Annotated in this window: 14 protein-coding genes and 1 tRNA gene; 10 read left to right on the top strand and 5 right to left on the bottom strand. The window is 66.2% G+C overall.

The window, feature by feature from the left end:
- Window positions 1–42 precede the first annotated feature (42 nt).
- On the top strand, window positions 43–498 hold the full coding sequence (locus ACN9MV_RS21435; RefSeq protein WP_354337763.1) for a hypothetical protein: 456 nt from the start codon (window positions 43–45) through the stop codon (window positions 496–498).
- An 8-nt stretch (window positions 499–506) separates the two neighbouring features.
- Window positions 507–1,172, top strand: a complete 666-nt coding sequence (locus ACN9MV_RS21430) for a TetR/AcrR family transcriptional regulator (protein ID WP_093077714.1) — start codon at window positions 507–509, stop codon at window positions 1,170–1,172.
- A gap of 12 nt (window positions 1,173–1,184) precedes the next feature.
- Here ACN9MV_RS21430 and ACN9MV_RS21425 read toward each other — a convergent pair whose 3' ends face one another.
- The 3 genes from ACN9MV_RS21425 to earP form a co-directional block, all read right to left on the bottom strand.
- Window positions 1,185–2,048, bottom strand: a complete 864-nt coding sequence (locus tag ACN9MV_RS21425) for a TIGR00730 family Rossman fold protein (RefSeq protein ID WP_093051216.1) — start codon at window positions 2,046–2,048, stop codon at window positions 1,185–1,187.
- Between the two features lie 120 nt (window positions 2,049–2,168).
- Window positions 2,169–2,723, bottom strand: coding sequence for an elongation factor P (efp, locus tag ACN9MV_RS21420; RefSeq protein ID WP_007830687.1), 555 nt, complete (start codon window positions 2,721–2,723; stop codon window positions 2,169–2,171).
- A 171-nt stretch (window positions 2,724–2,894) separates the two neighbouring features.
- Entirely contained in the window at window positions 2,895–3,983 is a 1,089-nt protein-coding gene (gene earP / locus ACN9MV_RS21415) for an elongation factor P maturation arginine rhamnosyltransferase EarP (protein ID WP_093077710.1), read from the bottom strand.
- Window positions 3,984–4,069: 86 nt separating this feature from the next.
- Between earP and ACN9MV_RS21410 the strand changes: the two genes are divergently transcribed.
- Window positions 4,070–5,512: a M20/M25/M40 family metallo-hydrolase gene (locus ACN9MV_RS21410; protein ID WP_093077708.1), complete on the top strand. Its 1,443-nt coding sequence runs from the start codon at window positions 4,070–4,072 to the stop codon at window positions 5,510–5,512.
- A gap of 21 nt (window positions 5,513–5,533) precedes the next feature.
- On the opposite strand, the gene ggt is transcribed toward ACN9MV_RS21410, so the two are convergent.
- On the bottom strand, window positions 5,534–7,576 hold the full coding sequence (gene ggt / locus ACN9MV_RS21405; protein WP_093077707.1) for a gamma-glutamyltransferase: 2,043 nt from the start codon (window positions 7,574–7,576) through the stop codon (window positions 5,534–5,536).
- 142 nt (window positions 7,577–7,718) lie between these two features.
- Between ggt and uvrC the strand changes: the two genes are divergently transcribed.
- The 3 genes from uvrC to ACN9MV_RS21390 are packed head-to-tail and all read left to right on the top strand — an operon-like array spanning window position 7,719 to window position 11,182.
- Window positions 7,719–9,683, top strand: a complete 1,965-nt coding sequence (gene uvrC, locus ACN9MV_RS21400) for an excinuclease ABC subunit UvrC (RefSeq protein ID WP_093051205.1) — start codon at window positions 7,719–7,721, stop codon at window positions 9,681–9,683.
- A gap of 48 nt (window positions 9,684–9,731) precedes the next feature.
- Window positions 9,732–10,298, top strand: a complete 567-nt coding sequence (gene pgsA / locus ACN9MV_RS21395; protein ID WP_093051202.1) for a CDP-diacylglycerol--glycerol-3-phosphate 3-phosphatidyltransferase — start codon at window positions 9,732–9,734, stop codon at window positions 10,296–10,298.
- Entirely contained in the window at window positions 10,295–11,182 is an 888-nt protein-coding gene (locus tag ACN9MV_RS21390) for a DMT family transporter (RefSeq protein ID WP_093051199.1), read from the top strand. The genes pgsA and ACN9MV_RS21390 overlap by 4 nt, the downstream gene beginning before the upstream one ends.
- Window positions 11,183–11,194: 12 nt before the next feature.
- On the opposite strand, the gene ACN9MV_RS21385 is transcribed toward ACN9MV_RS21390, so the two are convergent.
- Entirely contained in the window at window positions 11,195–12,154 is a 960-nt protein-coding gene (locus tag ACN9MV_RS21385; RefSeq protein ID WP_093051196.1) for a LysR substrate-binding domain-containing protein, read from the bottom strand.
- A gap of 38 nt (window positions 12,155–12,192) precedes the next feature.
- On the opposite strand from ACN9MV_RS21385, the gene ACN9MV_RS21380 reads away from it, so the two are divergent.
- The 4 genes from ACN9MV_RS21380 (at window position 12,193) to ACN9MV_RS21365 (ending at window position 14,813) form a co-directional block, all read left to right on the top strand.
- Window positions 12,193–13,143: an alpha/beta fold hydrolase gene (locus ACN9MV_RS21380; protein WP_426393190.1), complete on the top strand. Its 951-nt coding sequence runs from the start codon at window positions 12,193–12,195 to the stop codon at window positions 13,141–13,143.
- The gene (locus ACN9MV_RS21375; RefSeq protein WP_093077705.1) at window positions 13,140–14,225 is read left to right on the top strand and encodes a tartrate dehydrogenase; all 1,086 of its coding nucleotides are present in this window, start codon (window positions 13,140–13,142) and stop codon (window positions 14,223–14,225) included. The genes ACN9MV_RS21380 and ACN9MV_RS21375 overlap by 4 nt, the downstream gene beginning before the upstream one ends.
- A gap of 210 nt (window positions 14,226–14,435) precedes the next feature.
- Window positions 14,436–14,708: an HU family DNA-binding protein gene (locus ACN9MV_RS21370; protein WP_007830705.1), complete on the top strand. Its 273-nt coding sequence runs from the start codon at window positions 14,436–14,438 to the stop codon at window positions 14,706–14,708.
- A gap of 29 nt (window positions 14,709–14,737) precedes the next feature.
- A tRNA-Val gene (locus ACN9MV_RS21365) sits at window positions 14,738–14,813 on the top strand.
- Window positions 14,814–14,827: the final 14 nt, after the last annotated feature.

The following is a 14,827-nucleotide window of genomic DNA, read 5'->3' as shown; positions in this document are numbered from 1 at the left end:
TTTCGTGCGCGTCTTCGTTCGATTTTTCCCAAGGAGCTTTTCATGACCCATCACGAACTCAGCCAATGGCCCCTCGTCATCAGCGTCTCGGCCGGGCTTCAGACACTCGAAGGCATGCAGGCCTTCACCGAGGACTGGAACCGCTGGCTCGACCGCGGCGAACCCTTCGCCTCTCTGCGCGTGTTCGCCGACGCCGATGCGCTGGTCCACCCCGAAGGCAGCGCGCAGAGCGCCAGGCAATGGTTGCAGGAGCGCGGTGCCGACATCCGCAGCCATATGATGGGCATGGCGAGCGTGGTGCCCGCCGACCAGTACGAGAAAATGCGCAAGATGAATGTCGAGAAACTCTTCGGCGTGCCCGCCAGCATCTTTGCCGACGCCGACGACGCACTGGTGTGGCTCGGCGAGCGCGTAATGGCGCCGCGCGGCCTGCCTTTCGATCTGGCGGCTGTGCGTGCGGCGATCCGCTCGGCCCGCCTGGCGGCAGCCGTTTCCTGAGGCAGCCGATGGTCAAGAGCAGCGACACCGTCACGATTCCCGCATCTCCCGAGGGAGAGGCCGCGCCACGCCGCCGCACCAAGGCACCCGAAACGCGCGCCGCCGCGTTGATGGACGCCGCCGAGCGCCTCTTCATCGCGAAGGGCATCGCCACCACCAGCATCGACGACATCGCGGCCGGCGCGCAGGTGGCCAAAGGCACCTTCTATCTGTACTTCCCGTCGAAGGAGGCGATGCTCGGCGCATTGCAGCAGCGCTTTGTCGACACCTTCTGCGCGCGGCTGCAGGAGGCCATGGACCGCCATCGGCCCGACAACTACCACGAGCGCCTGAAGGCCTGGGTCGAAACGGGGCTCGAAACCTATCTGGACAACGTCGCCTTGCACGACGTGGTGTTCCACGAGTACCGGCCCGAAGACCGCCGCATGCGCAACGACAACGCGGTCATCACGCAACTGGTCGGGCTGCTGAAGCAGGGCGATGCCGCCGGCTTCTGGGACGTGGAGGATGCGACCCTCACCGCTGTGATCCTCTTCAATGCGCTGCACGGCGTGGCCGACGACGCGGTGGCGGTGGGGCAGACCGGCGAGGCGGAGCGCAAGCGCCGCGCGCGCACGCTCACGAGATTCCTCGAGCAGGCGCTGCATCCGGCCGAGGATGACAGCGCCGACTGAATCAGACGCAACTCAGAGCTTGTAGAAGCGCTTGATTGCGCTCCACGCATCTTCCGGCGCGTCGACGTACTCGAAGAGCTTCACGTCGCCCGGCGAGATCACGCCCTCTTCGACCAGGAAGTCGAAGTCGATCAGCCGCTTCCAGTAATCCGAGCCGAACAGCACGATCGGCACCGGCTTCGACTTCTTCGTCTGCACCAGCGTGATCACCTCGAAGAGCTCGTCGAGCGTGCCGAAGCCGCCCGGGAACGCCACCAGCGCCTTCGCACGCATCATGAAATGCATCTTGCGGATGGCGAAGTAGTGGAACTTGAAGCTCAGCGCCGGCGTGACGTACGGGTTGGCTTCTTCTTCCATCGGCAGCGCGATGGCCAGGCCGACGGAGAGGCCGCCGCCCTCGTGCGCGCCGCGGTTGGCCGCCTGCATGATGCCGGGGCCGCCGCCGGTGCAGACGAAGAGCTTGTCCTGCGGTTCCTTGTCGTTGCTGTACTGGGCGACCAGCTTGCCGAAGGCGCGCGCCTTCTCGTAGTAGTGTGAGTTGCGCGCGAGCCGGCGCCAGCGCTCGGACGCTGCTGCGTCACCGCTGGCATCGGCCTGGGCGATCATGGCGGCGGCGTCTTCCTCGCTGCGAAAGCGGGCGCTGCCGAACACCACCACGGTGTTCTCGATGCCATGGGCGCGCTGCTCGATGTCGGGCTTCATCAGCTCGAGCTGCATGCGGATGCCGCGCGTCTCGCGGCGCAGCAGGAATTCAGGGTCGGCGAAGGCGATGCGCGAGGGATCGGGGTCGAGCGGCAGGCCCTGGTCGGCATGGGACCGGAGCGTGGCCCAGGCATCGGCCAGGCGTTTGTCGTGAATGTTGTGCGTGTTGTTCATGGGGAAACCAGACAGAAGTACCTTGGAGATTGTGCAGCGTTGCAACCACCATGCCCACCAAACAAAAAAGGCTCCTTTCGGAGCCTTTTTCGAGGGTGTGGTCAGCGGTGAAGCCGAGACTCAGACGCGCTTGCGGTATTCGCCGGTGCGCGTGTCGATTTCGATCTTGTCGCCTTGCGAGACGAAGAGGGGAACCGGCACTTCGAAGCCGGTGGCGATCTTGGCGGGCTTGAGCACCTTGCCCGAGGTATCGCCCTTGACGGCGGGTTCGGTCCAGGTGATTTCTCGCTCGACGCTGGTCGGCAGTTCGACCGAGATGGCCTTGCCGTCGTAGAACACCACTTCGACAGCCATGCCGTCTTCGAGGTAGTTCAGGGCGTCGCCCATGTTTTCGGCTTCGACTTCGTACTGGTTGTAGTCGGCGTCCATGCAGACGTACATCGGGTCGGCGAAGTAGGAGTAGGTGCAATCCTTCTTCTCGAGCACGATCTGGTCGATCTTGTCGTCGGCCTTGAAAACCACTTCGGTGTTGAAGTTGGCGATCAGGCTCTTCATCTTCATGCGCACGGTGGCGGAGTTGCGGCCGCCGCGGCTGTATTCGGTCTTGAGGACAACCATCGGGTCCTTGCCGTGCATGATGACGTTGCCGGCGCGGATTTCTTGAGCGATTTTCATAACAGGGTCTCTGGATGTTGGCCGCTCGGTGCACGGGGCCATCGGCGACCGTCTCGATTATTTGGACGTTTGCCGCTATGTCTGGCCCCGCGGTACAGGTCCCGCGGCAGGTTTAGCGGAGAGCATCTCGGATCGATGAGATCCGGGCCGAAATCCGCAAAGCCCACTATTTTAGCTTTTTTGGGCGATCAGTTTCCGCAGTTGCGTGACCAGATCATCCTGCGCTAGCAGCCGCGTGCGGGCATCCAGGGCCGTTTCGCGCCACGGGCCCTGCGTTTCCGGTGCGGGCAGGGCGCTGTCGCCGAAGCCGTTCCAGGCGTGGTGAAAAAGCCGCAGCGAGGGCGGGGCGCCGAGCCAGTCCAGCCAGGCATTCAGCTTGACGTGGTGGGCATCGTCGTCCTGCGGGTAGATCTGCCAGACCAGCGGCGCGCCGGCCCAGAGGGCGCGCACCAGCGAATCTTCGCCGCGAACGAAGTTCAGGTCGCAGGCCCACAGCAGGTGGTCGAAATCGGGTTGCGTGAGGTGGGGAAGGTATGAAATTGATAGCGCACCGCGCCCGTGGGGCAATGGGGTGCTCGCAAAGCATGCCTGGACTGCCCGCGTGGCACGGCCCGCCGTCACCAGCAGGCGCGTGGGCTCTGGGCCTTCCGCCAGCCGGGCCAGCAGGGCGGCCAGCGCGGGCGGCTCGTAGCAGAAGAGCGACACCAGCCGCTCGTGGTTCTGCCACGGGATCTGCTGTGCAGCCAGCCACTGCGTGCGGTCGAAACGCGCCCGGCGTTCCATCAGATGGGGTTCCCGTAGCAGTCCTCCCGTAGCGGGGGTGAAGCCTGGATAGAAGAAGCGCTTCGTCAACCCGGCGCCAGGGCCCTTGAACACCGGCGAAGGCAGCCCGTGAAGCCGTTCCACATACGGCTCGGCCGACAGGTATTCGAGGTTGATCCATGCAAGGCCCGGCCCTTCGGCAAAGCGGGCGATCAGTTCCGGCGCCGGCTCGCAGCCGAAGGCTTCGATCAGCACATCGGGCGCCGGCCCTGCCACGGCCGCCTGAAGTGCGGCGGGATCGAGCCAGTCGATCACCTCCACGCCGTCACGGCCGGTGCGAGCCTTGGGCGCCATCCAGAGCAGAGCCGATGCGTCGTCGACCCACAGCCGCGCGCGTTCACCAATCGCTGCCAGCTGGCAGGCCAGCCTCCAGCAGACGCCGAGGTCGCCATGGTTGTCGATGACCTTGCAGAAGATGTCCCATTGCCTGGATTGCATGGCCGCGAGTGTGCCTGTCTTCGACTGCCGGGCCGCTGGCCGTGCTTGCTATGCTGACGGCACAACCACCACTGGAGAGAGAACCCATGAGGATGCAGACCCGTCGCCGCTCGCCCCTGTCCTTTCGTTCCGCGAGAACCGTGCTCGCCCTGTCGCTGGCCTTGTGCGGCATGGCCGGTGCGTCGGCCCAGACTTCGGCTCCTGCGCTCACACCGCAGCAGCAGCGCTTTCACGACATCTACAAAGAGCTGATCGAGATCAACACCACCCATTCGGTGGGCGACAACACCGTGGCGGCGCGCGCCATGGAAAAGCGTCTGGTCGATGCTGGCTTCGCGCCCGGCGACGTCCAGATCTTCGAACCCTTCCCGAAGAAGGGCAACCTGGTGCTGCGCTTCAAGGGCGACGGCAGCAAGAAGCCGCTGCTGTTGCTGGCCCACATCGACGTGGTCGAGGCCCGCCGCGAAGACTGGAAGACCGACCCCTTCAAGCTGCAGGAAACCGGCGGCTACTTCACCGCCCGCGGCGCCATCGACGACAAGGCGATGGCTGCGGCACTGGTCTCCGTGGTGGGGCAACTGAAGCAGGAGGGCTTCAAGCCCAAGCGCGACATCATCCTCGCGCTGACTGCCGACGAAGAGCGCGGCGATGCGCTCAGCAACGGCGCCTTCTGGCTCATCAACAACAAGCCCGAGCTGCTGCAGGCGGAGTTCGGCATCAACGAAGGCGGAGGCGGCGAGCTGCGCGGCGGCAAGCCGAACCTGCACCGCATGCAGGTGGCCGAGAAGATGTACACCACCTACATGCTGGAGGCGCGCGACGTGGGCGGCCACAGCTCGGTGCCGACGAAGAACAACCCGATCTATGCGCTCGCAGCGGGCCTGGAGCGCCTGGGCAATTTCAGCTTTCCGGTGAAGCTTGCGGACGTCACCAAGACCTACTTCGCGCGCAGCGCACCGTTCGCCACCGGCCAGCTGGCCGACGACATGCGCGCGGTGGGCAACGGCAATCCCGATCCCGCAGTCATCGAGCGCATGTCGGCCAACCCGGCCTACAGCGCACAGTTCCGAACCACCTGCGTCGCGACGATGGTGCAGGCCGGCCACGCGGAGAACGCGCTGCCGCAATCGGCCAAGGCCACGGTCAACTGCCGCATCCTGCCGCACGACGACCCCGAGGAAGTGGAGCGCCTGCTGACCCAGGCCATCGGCAACGACAAGATCGTGGTGCGCAACCTGGGCAAGCCGCTGCGCAGCCCGGCGTCGCCGCTGAACGGCGACCTCGTGAAGACGGTGGAGTCGATCACGCAGCAGATGTGGCCTGGTGTGCCAGTGGTGCCCGCCATGAGCACCGGCGCCACCGACAGCCGCTTCATGCGCAACGCGGGCATCCCGATGTACGGCGTGACCGGCATGTTCCTGGAGCCGGCCGATGCGCGGGCGCACGGACTCGACGAGCGCATCGAGATCCAGCGGCTGTACGACGGCCGCGAGTTCCTGTATCGGCTGGTCAGCGAACTCGCGAAGTAGTAAGCGGCGCCTTCAAGACCCTCAGGGCGTGAAGGTATCGCCCAGCACGATGCCTTCGCGCCGCGGGTCGGCGCCGCCGGTCAGCACCGTCTTGCCACCGACGCTGGTGCGGATGACGGTGCTCACGCCGCTGGACTGCGCCGATACAGACACCTTGTGACCGAGCCCGATCAGGCCGGCGACCAGCGGATCGTTGAGGCCCGAGTTCGTCGCGTCGATGTTCGGATGCTCACCGCCGACGTTGGTGGTCGCGCTGTTGGAGGCGCCGAAGTCGACCAGTGAGGTGGCCTGCTGTGCGTCGAGCCCCCAGTCGAGCGCACCGACCACCGTCTTCACGACGAACTGGATGATGGTGCCGCCGCCGGGCGAGCCGGTGCCCATGACGAATTCGCCCATGCTTCCGTCGCTCTGCTTCTTGAACACCAGCGTCGGCGCCATCGTGCTGCGCGGGCGCTTGCCGGGCGCGACGCGGTTGGCCACCTTGATGCTGGGGTCGACCGTGTCGTTCGGATTGGCCGAGAAGTCGGTGAGCTGGTTGTTCAGCATGAAGCCCTGCGTCATGTGGAACGAGCCCAGCGTGCTTTCCACCGTGGTGGTCATCGAGACCACGTTGCCCTGCTTGTCGACGATGGTGAAGTGCGTGGTGCCGTGCTCCTCGGTCTTGTCGATGCCCAGCGGCACCGCGCCCAGGTTGCCGGCCTGCGCGACGCCCATGCTCTTCGTCAGGCTGATGAGGCTGGCGCGGCTCTGCAGGTAGGGCTTGTTGATCATCGTGTCGACCGAGCCGCCGGGCAGCGGGACGAAGTCGGTGTCGGCCACGTACTTGTCGCGGTCGGCGTAGGCCAGGCGCTCGGCCTCGCTCACCAGGTGCACGCCCATCACGGTCGGCTTGCCGCCTTCGATGTCGATGGCGGTCGGCTTGTACAGGCCCATGTTGAAGGTCTCGAGAATGCCCAGGCTCGCCACCACCGCGATGCCGCCCGAGGACGGCGGCGACATGCTGCACACGTAGTAGTCGCGGTAGGTGCCGCAGACCGGGTCGCGCCGCTTGGCCTTGTAGTTGGCCAGGTCGGTCAGCGTGGTCATGCCGGGTGTGATGGCCGAGCCGTCGTTCGCGGCGGTGGTGATGCCGATCTTGTCGACGATGCCCTTGGCGACGTCGCCCGTGTAGAAGGCGTTGGCGCCCTGCGTGGCGATGGTGGTCAGCGTCTTCGCGTAGGCCGGGTTCTGCAGCCGCGTGCCCAGCGCCTTCGGCGTGCCGTCGGCGTTGAAGAAGTAGGCCGTGGCTTCGGCGTCGCGCTTCAGGCTGGTGGCCGACGACGAGATGGCGGCGGCCATGCGTCCGCCGATCAGGAAGCCGTCGGAGGCCAGCGTGATGCCGTAGCCGAAGAGGTCTTTCCACGGCAGCTTGCCGTGATCCTGGTAGGCGAGATCGAGCATGCGCACTGCGCCGGGCGTGCCGATGGAGCGGCCGCTGGCGCGCGCGCCGCCGGGCAGAGGCGGCGTGGTGTCGGCACCGGTCGGGTCGATGTAGCGCAGGTAGTTCTCGTTGGCGGCGGCAGGCGCGGTTTCGCGGCCGTCGTAGGCCTGCACTTTCTTGGTCGCGGCGTCGTAATAGAGCATGAAGGCGCCGCCGCCCAGGCCGCTGGATTGCGGCTCGACCAGGCCCAGCACGGCCTGCACGGCCACTGCCGCATCGACGGCGCTGCCGCCGGCCTTCAGCACGTCGCAGCCGGCGCGGGTGGCGAGCGGATGGTTGGCCACCACCATGTAAGTCTTGGCATACACCAGCTTGTGGCCCGGCGCATAGCCCGACGCCGCCTCGGGTGCAGCCGGGTCGCCTGCGTCGCCCGAGCCGACCACCACGGATGAATTGCCTGTCGAGGTGAGGCAGCCGTTGTCGGGCGCGGGCGGCTGGTTGGCCGCGTTGATCGCGGCGATGGTTGCAAGAATCGTTGCCGTGTCTTGGGCGTCGTTTCTGGAGGCGCCACCACAGCCCGCCAGGCCCAGCGAGAGGGCGATGGGCGAGAGCGCCCACCAGACGCGTCTGTTGTTTTTGTTCATGTGGATTTCCCGGGTAGGTATGTTGAAAAACCACGGGCGCTCCTCGCGCCCGTAGCCATCTTCAGCACATTCCATTCCAGCAACGTCGGGGTTTGCGCGCAGGCGGGCGCCGCACCGCGTGCCGCGCGCCACAATAGCCGCCATGTCAGACGTGCATTCCGATCAATTGCTAAGCGAAGTCGCGGCCCTGCCGCAGCTGCCCGGCGTCTACCGCTATTTCGATGCGGCGGGCGCGGTGCTCTACGTGGGCAAGGCGCGCAACCTCAAGAAGCGGGTTGCCAACTACTTCCAGAAGAGCCACGGCGGCACCCGCATCGGCCACATGATCTCGAAGATCGTGCGCATGGAAACCACGGTGGTGCGCTCCGAGGCCGAGGCGCTGCTGCTCGAAAACAACCTGATCAAGACGCTCAAGCCGCGCTACAACATCCTGTTTCGCGACGACAAGAGCTATCCCTATCTCAAGATCGCGTCGCACCAGTTCCCCCGGCTGGCCTACTACCGCGGCGCGGTCGACAAGAAGCACCGGTACTTCGGTCCCTACCCGACCGCCTGGGCGGTGAAGGAATCAATCCAGCTGCTGCAGAAGGTGTTTCGCCTGCGCACCTGCGAGGACACCGTGTATGCCAACCGCACGCGGCCTTGCCTGCTGTACCAGATCAAGCGCTGCAGCGGGCCGTGCGTCGGCTATATCGCGCCCGAGGCCTATGCGCAGGACGTGGCCAGCGCCGAAGCCTTCCTGATGGGCGACACGCAACTCGTGCTCTCGAAGCTCGAACAGCGCATGACGGCGCATGCCGAGAAGCTCGAGTTCGAGCAGGCGGCCGAACTGCGCAACCAGATGTCGGCCATCTCGCGCGTGCTGCACCAGCAGTCGATCGAGATCGCGTCCGACAAGGACGTGGACATCCTGGCTGTGAAGGTGCAGGGCGGCAAGGCCTGCGTGAACCTCGCGATGGTGCGCGGCGGCCGGCACCTGGGCGACCGGCCATACTTTCCCGTGCACGTGGAAGACGCGGCGCAGATCCATCATGGCGAACTTGACGACGATGGAGACGATGCGCCGCCCGTTGCCGCCGACCCGATCGAAGTGCAGGTGCTCGAGGCCTTCATCGCGCAGCACTACATCGACGTGCCTGTGCCTGCCACGCTGGTGTTGAGCGAGCAGGTGAGCCGCGAGCTGATCGAGGCGATTTCGCAGCAGGCCGGCGCGCGCGTGACGGCGGTGTTCCAGCCGCACGAGCAGCGCCGGCACTGGCTGGAAATGGCCGAGACCAATGCCAAGCTGCAGCTGGCCCGGCTGCTGGCCGAAGAGGGCTCGCAGCAGGCGCGCACGCGCGCGCTGGTCGATGCGCTCGAATTGGCATCGGACGACCTCGACAACTTCCGCGTCGAATGCTTCGACATCTCGCACACCGCGGGCGAGGCGACGCAGGCCTCGTGCGTGGTGTTCGAGCACCACACCATGCAGAACCGCGAGTACCGCCGCTACAACATCGAAGGCATCACGCCTGGCGACGACTATGCGGCCATGCGTCAGGTGCTGCATCGTCGCTACGGCAAGCTGGCAGAGGCCATGGCAGCCGAGACCGATGCCTTGCCTCCGGGTGACGCCGAAAGCGACGACACAGACGCGCCGCCGAAGCCCCGGACCGCACGCATGCCCGACCTGGTGCTGGTGGACGGCGGCAAGGGGCAGGTGTCGATGGCGCGCGAAGTGTTTGGCGAGCTGGGTCTGCCGCTGTCGCTGATCGTTGGGGTCGAGAAGGGCGAAGGCCGCAAGGTCGGACTCGAAGAACTCGTGTTCGCCGACGGCCGCGAGAAGGTCTACCTGGGCAAGGACTCGGCCGCGTTGATGCTGGTGGCCCAGATCCGCGACGAGGCGCACCGCTTCGCCATCACCGGCATGCGGGCCAAGCGCGCCAAGGTGCGGGTGGGCGGCAGCCAGCTCGAAGACATTCCGGGCATCGGGCCGAAGCGGCGTGCGCGGCTGCTGCAGCGCTTTGGCGGCATCCGCGGCGTGGCTGCGGCAAGCGTGGAAGACATCGCGTCGGTCGAGGGCATTGCCTCCGACCTGGCGGAGGAAATCTACAAGGCGTTGCATTGAGGACGTGACCCCCGAAGGGGGTTACTTCCGCCATGACACAATCAAGCGATGTTCTGGACACTACCGACCATCATGACCTGGACGCGCATCGTCGCGATCCCTTTGATCGTCGGTGTGTTCTACCTGCCGATGGCCGAGCCGATGCGCAACCTGATCGCCACGGTCATGTTCATCGTCTTCGCGGCAACCGACTGGCTCGACGGCTTCCTGGCACGCCGGCTCAATCAGACCTCGGCCTTCGGGGCCTTTCTCGATCCGGTGGCCGACAAGTTCCTAGTGTGTGCCTCGCTGCTGGTGCTGGTGCACCTGAACCGGGCCGACGTGTTCGTGGCGCTGATCATCATCGGCCGCGAGATCGCCATCTCGGCGCTTCGCGAATGGATGGCGCAGATCGGCGCCAGCAAGAGCGTGGCGGTCCACATGATCGGCAAGGTCAAGACGACCGTGCAGATGATCGCCATTCCGTTCCTGCTCTATGACGGGCGCCTGTTCAAGGTGATCGACACCGGCGTCTGGGGCCAGTGGCTGATCTGGATCTCGGCCGTGCTCACCATCTGGTCGATGGTGTACTACCTGCAGAAGGCCATTCCGGAAATCCGGGCCCGCACCAAATGACCTCGGCGGCCACGGCCCCCGGCGGGGGCTGGCTGCGGGCGATGCCGGCGGTCTTCGTGCTGATCTGGAGCACGGGCTTCATCGTCGCGCGCTACGGCATGCCGTATGCGCCACCCCTCAAGTTCCTGGCCGTGCGCTTCGCCTTGTCGCTGGTGTGCTTCGGCGTGTGGGTCGCGCTGGCGCGGGTCGAGTGGCCGAGGCAGCGCGCGCAGTGGGGGCACCTGGCGGTCACGGGCATCCTGATGCAGGCGGGCTACCTGGGCGGCGTGTGGGCCGCGGTGCATGCCGGCATGGGCGCGGGGCTGGTGGCATTGCTGGTCGGCATCCAGCCGGTGCTGACGGCGGTGTGGATGTCGTTCAACGGCGGGCGCATCTCGGGCCGGCAGTGGGCCGGGCTCGTGCTGGGCTTTGCGGGGCTGGTGCTCGTGGTGTCGCGCAAGTTCGGGCAGGGCGCCGAGGTCAATGCGCTGACGATGACACTGGTGGTGATGGCGCTGCTGTGTATCACAGCGGGCACGCTCTATCAGAAGCGTTTCGTCGCGCCCTGTGACGTGCGCAGTGCCAGCGCCGTGCAGATGGCGGCGGCGCTGCTGGTCACGCTGCCGTTCGCTGCGCTGGAGTCTCAAGGCATCGAATGGAACGCGTACTCGGGCGGCGCGATGGCGTGGTCGGTGCTGGCGCTGTCGCTGGGCGGCAGTTCGCTGCTCTACATGCTGATCCAGCGCGGCACGGCGACGGCCGTCACGAGCCTGCTGTACCTGGTGCCGCCCTGCACGGCGGTGATGGCATGGCTGCTGTTCTCCGAGCCGATCACGCTGGTGACAGTGCTGGGCATTGCGCTCACCGCGGTGGGTGTGAGTCTCGTGGTGCGCAGCGGGCGCTGAGCGGCCGGTTTCTTAACGTGCGCCGGCCTTGCCGGGCTTCCAGGGCTCGCCGCGGAACTGCTCCACGAGGTGATCGACCAGCAGGCGCACGCGGCGCGGCGTCTTCGGCCGCCAGGGCGCGATCCAGTGGATGTCGGCTTCCGCCATCGCATATTGCGGCAGCACGCGCACGAGTTCGCCGCTCGCGAGTTGCGGTGCGATGTCCCACAGGCTGCGCAGCATGACGCCGTGCCCGGCCACGCACCAGTCGCGCACCATCTCGCCCGAGTTGCTGGCCAGCGGCCCTTGAACACGCACGCGCGCCGTGCTGCCGTCGCGCGCATGGCGCAGGGTCCAGAGCGCGTACTGGCGCTGGCTGGCATCGCCGTTCTCGCGGGCGACCAGGCAATCGTGCGAAGCCAGTGCCTCGACGGTGGCCGGCGTGCCACGGCGCTTCAGGTAGCCGGGCGACGCCGCCAGCACGCGCTGGTTGCGCGCGATGCGCCGCGAGACCCAGTCGGCCGCATGGCGCTGCTGCACGGCCCAGAGCCAGACCGCGCCGTCGTAGCCTTCGGCGCCGAGGTCGGGCAGCTGCTCGGTCAACATCAGCTCGATCTGCAGCGCGGGGTGCCGCGCCTGAAAGGCCGCCACCGCCGGTCCGAGCCAGCGCCGGCCGAAGCCGAATGTCGCGGCCAGACGGACTGTGCCGGTCAGCTCGTTCTGGCGTTCGCCGAGCTCGCTTTCGAGTGCGGCAAAGCCGTCGAGCAGCGTTCGCGCATGCAGGCAGACCGCCTCGCCTTCGGCGGTGACGCTGAGCCGCCGGGTGGTGCGGTCGAACAGGCGCTGGCCCAGGCGGGCTTCGAGCGCGCCCAGCCGCTTGGTGATGACGGAGGGCACGACATCGAGCGTGGCTGCCGCGCCCGCCAGGCTGCCGTGGTCGCGAATGGCCAGTACCAGTGCGAGGTCGCCGCGGTCCATCGAGGGTTGATTCATGCCAGATCAGAAAGTATGAATTGACTGATTGTTGCTTGATGATCGTGGAGGCGCAACGCACAATCGTTCCCGTGACGGCCTCTTTTCTTTCCCTTCCCACTTTCGACATCGAGCGCAACGGCGTGCGCATCCACGGCCGTATCGGCGGGAGCGGGGCTCCCTTGCTGCTGCTGCACGGTCATCCGCAGACACATGCGATCTGGCATCGCGTGGCGCCGGCATTGATGGAGCGGTTCACGGTGGTCGCGGTCGACCTGCGCGGCTACGGCGATTCGGGCCGGCCGGCGGCCGATGTCGAACACGCGGTCTACAGCAAGCGGGAGATGGCGCTCGATGCACTCGCCGCCATGCGGCATCACGGCTTCGAGCGCTTCGGCGTGCTGGCGCACGACCGTGGCGCGCGTGTGGCTCATCGGCTCGCGATGGACCATCCCGCAGCAGTCGAGCGCATGCTGCTGCTCGATATTGCACCCACGCTTGCGATGTACGAGCAGACTTCCGAAGCATTTGCCAAGGCCTACTGGCATTGGTTCTTCCTGATTCAGCCGCCGCCGCTGCCCGAGGCGCTGATTGCGTCCAACCCCGTGCGCTACGTGCGCAGCGTGATGGGCGGGCGGCATGCCGGCCTCGCGCCTTTTGCGCCCGAGGTGCTGGCCGAATACGAGCGCTGCGCCGCCATCGCGGGCACCGCCGAATCCATCTGCGAGGACTATCGCGCCTCCGCCACCATCGACCTCGTGCACGACCGCGAAGACATCGCCGCCGGCCGGCAGCTGGCGCAGCCGCTGCGCGTGCTGTGGGGCGAGCATGGTGCAGTCGGCAAGGCCTTCGACGTGCTCGCGCTGTGGCGCGACCGCGCCGCCGATGTGTCGGGCCGTGCGTTGCCGTGCGGCCACTACGTTCCCGAAGAGGCTCCGGACGAGTTGCTCGCCGAGGCCCAGGCATTCTTTCTACCTCTACAACACGCACACGCAGGAGCCAACTCATGAGCACCCACAGAATCGCAGTCATCGCCGGCGACGGCATCGGCAAGGAAACCATGCCCGAGGGCGTGCGCGTGCTCGATGCCGCGGCGCGCAAATTCGGCATCGACCTGAAGTTCGACCACTTCGATTTCTCGAGCTGGGACTACTACGAGAAGCACGGCCAGATGCTGCCCGACAACTGGAAGGACCAGATCGGCGGGCACGACGCCATCTTCTTCGGCGCGGTCGGCTGGCCCGAGAAAATTCCAGACCACGTGTCGCTGTGGGGCTCGCTGCTGATGTTCCGCCGCGAGTTCGACCAATACGTCAACCTGCGTCCGGCACGCCTGATGCCCGGCATCATCGCGCCCGTGGTGCGGCGCGACGGCACGCCGCGCGAGCCCGGCGAGATCGACATGTACATCGTGCGCGAGAACACCGAGGGCGAGTACTCCAGCATCGGCGGGCGCATGTACCAGGGCACGCCGCGCGAGATCGTGGTGCAGGAAACCGTGATGTCGCGCGTGGGCGTCGACCGGGTACTGAAGTTCGCGTTCGAGCTCGCTCAATCGCGGCCGAAGAAGCATCTGACCAGCGCCACCAAGTCGAACGGCATCTCGATCACCATGCCGTACTGGGACGAGCGCGTGGCCGAGATGGGCAAGAACTACCCGGGCATCACGCTCGACAAGTTCCACATCGACATCCTCACCGCGCACTTCGTGCAGCGGCCCGACTTCTTCGACGTGGTGGTGGCGAGCAACCTGTTCGGCGACATCCTGTCGGACCTGGGCCCGGCCTGTACCGGCACCATCGGCATCGCGCCGAGCGCCAATCTCAACCCGGAGCGCACCATGCCCTCGCTGTTCGAACCGGTGCATGGCTCGGCGCCCGACATCGCCGGCAAGGGCATCGCGAACCCGATCGGGCAGATCTGGTGCGGCGCGATGATGCTGGAGTTTCTGGGCCACAAACAGGCGCACGACGCCATTCTTTCGACCATCGAGAAGGTGCTCGCGCCCCAAAGCGGAGCACCACGCACCCCGGACATCGGCGGGACGGCCAGCACCAGCGACCTCGGCAAGGCGATCGCCGAGGCGCTTTGAAAAAGGAGTTCACGAAAGGCCCCTAAAATCGCGCGCTCCGCTGATCGGCATGGCTCTGTGTCTTATTGACACCCTGCAGACCAGTGGTTGTAATCCTCGCTGGCAGTGCGCTGCCGAGGCGTCAGGCCTGCCAGGCTCTTGAGTCGCACCGTTTGCGGCCAGGTCGCAGCTGACGGAAGCCGACCAACTTTTTTTCTACAAGGGGCCCTTGTGAACAAGACCGAACTGATTGAGCACATCGCAAAGAACGCCGATATTTCCAAAGCCGCAGCGACCCGTGCGCTCGAATCCACCATCGGCGCCATTCGTACCACGCTCAAAAAGGGCGGCTCCGTTTCGCTCGTCGGTTTCGGCACTTTCGCAGTAGGCAAACGCGCGGCCCGCACCGGCCGAAATCCCCGTACCGGCGACGCGATTAAAATCAAGGCAGCCAAGATCCCGAAGTTCCGTCCAGGCAAGGCGCTGAAAGACGCGCTGAACTAAGACGTTAGACTCGGAAAGTATTCCCGGTGGGGTGCTTAGCTCAGTTGGTAGAGCGGCGCCCTTACAAGGCGTAGGTCGGGGGTTCGAGCCCCTCAGCACCCACCACCACCCGATGCAAA

Origin of the sequence: Variovorax sp. R-27, from assembly GCF_049913215.1 — a bacterium.
Taxonomy (GTDB): Bacteria; Pseudomonadota; Gammaproteobacteria; order Burkholderiales; family Burkholderiaceae_C; genus Variovorax.
Note: the sequence above shows the minus strand (reverse complement) of the source record. Positions and strands in the feature narration are given on the sequence as shown.

Bases quoted from the DNA above. Each gene is read 5' to 3' on its own strand.
- ACN9MV_RS21435 (WP_354337763.1), top strand. From the start codon at position 43: ATGACCCATCACGAACTCAGCCAATGGCCCCTCGTCATCAGCGTCTCG.
- ACN9MV_RS21430 (WP_093077714.1), top strand. From the start codon at position 507: ATGGTCAAGAGCAGCGACACCGTCACGATTCCCGCATCTCCCGAGGGA.
- ACN9MV_RS21425 (WP_093051216.1), bottom strand. From the start codon at position 2,048: ATGAACAACACGCACAACATTCACGACAAACGCCTGGCCGATGCCTGG.
- efp (WP_007830687.1), bottom strand. From the start codon at position 2,723: ATGAAAATCGCTCAAGAAATCCGCGCCGGCAACGTCATCATGCACGGC.
- earP (WP_093077710.1), bottom strand. From the start codon at position 3,983: ATGCAATCCAGGCAATGGGACATCTTCTGCAAGGTCATCGACAACCAT.
- ACN9MV_RS21410 (WP_093077708.1), top strand. From the start codon at position 4,070: ATGAGGATGCAGACCCGTCGCCGCTCGCCCCTGTCCTTTCGTTCCGCG.
- ggt (WP_093077707.1), bottom strand. From the start codon at position 7,576: ATGAACAAAAACAACAGACGCGTCTGGTGGGCGCTCTCGCCCATCGCC.
- uvrC (WP_093051205.1), top strand. From the start codon at position 7,719: ATGTCAGACGTGCATTCCGATCAATTGCTAAGCGAAGTCGCGGCCCTG.
- pgsA (WP_093051202.1), top strand. From the start codon at position 9,732: ATGTTCTGGACACTACCGACCATCATGACCTGGACGCGCATCGTCGCG.
- ACN9MV_RS21390 (WP_093051199.1), top strand. From the start codon at position 10,295: ATGACCTCGGCGGCCACGGCCCCCGGCGGGGGCTGGCTGCGGGCGATG.
- ACN9MV_RS21385 (WP_093051196.1), bottom strand. From the start codon at position 12,154: ATGAATCAACCCTCGATGGACCGCGGCGACCTCGCACTGGTACTGGCC.
- ACN9MV_RS21380 (WP_426393190.1), top strand. From the start codon at position 12,193: ATGATCGTGGAGGCGCAACGCACAATCGTTCCCGTGACGGCCTCTTTT.
- ACN9MV_RS21375 (WP_093077705.1), top strand. From the start codon at position 13,140: ATGAGCACCCACAGAATCGCAGTCATCGCCGGCGACGGCATCGGCAAG.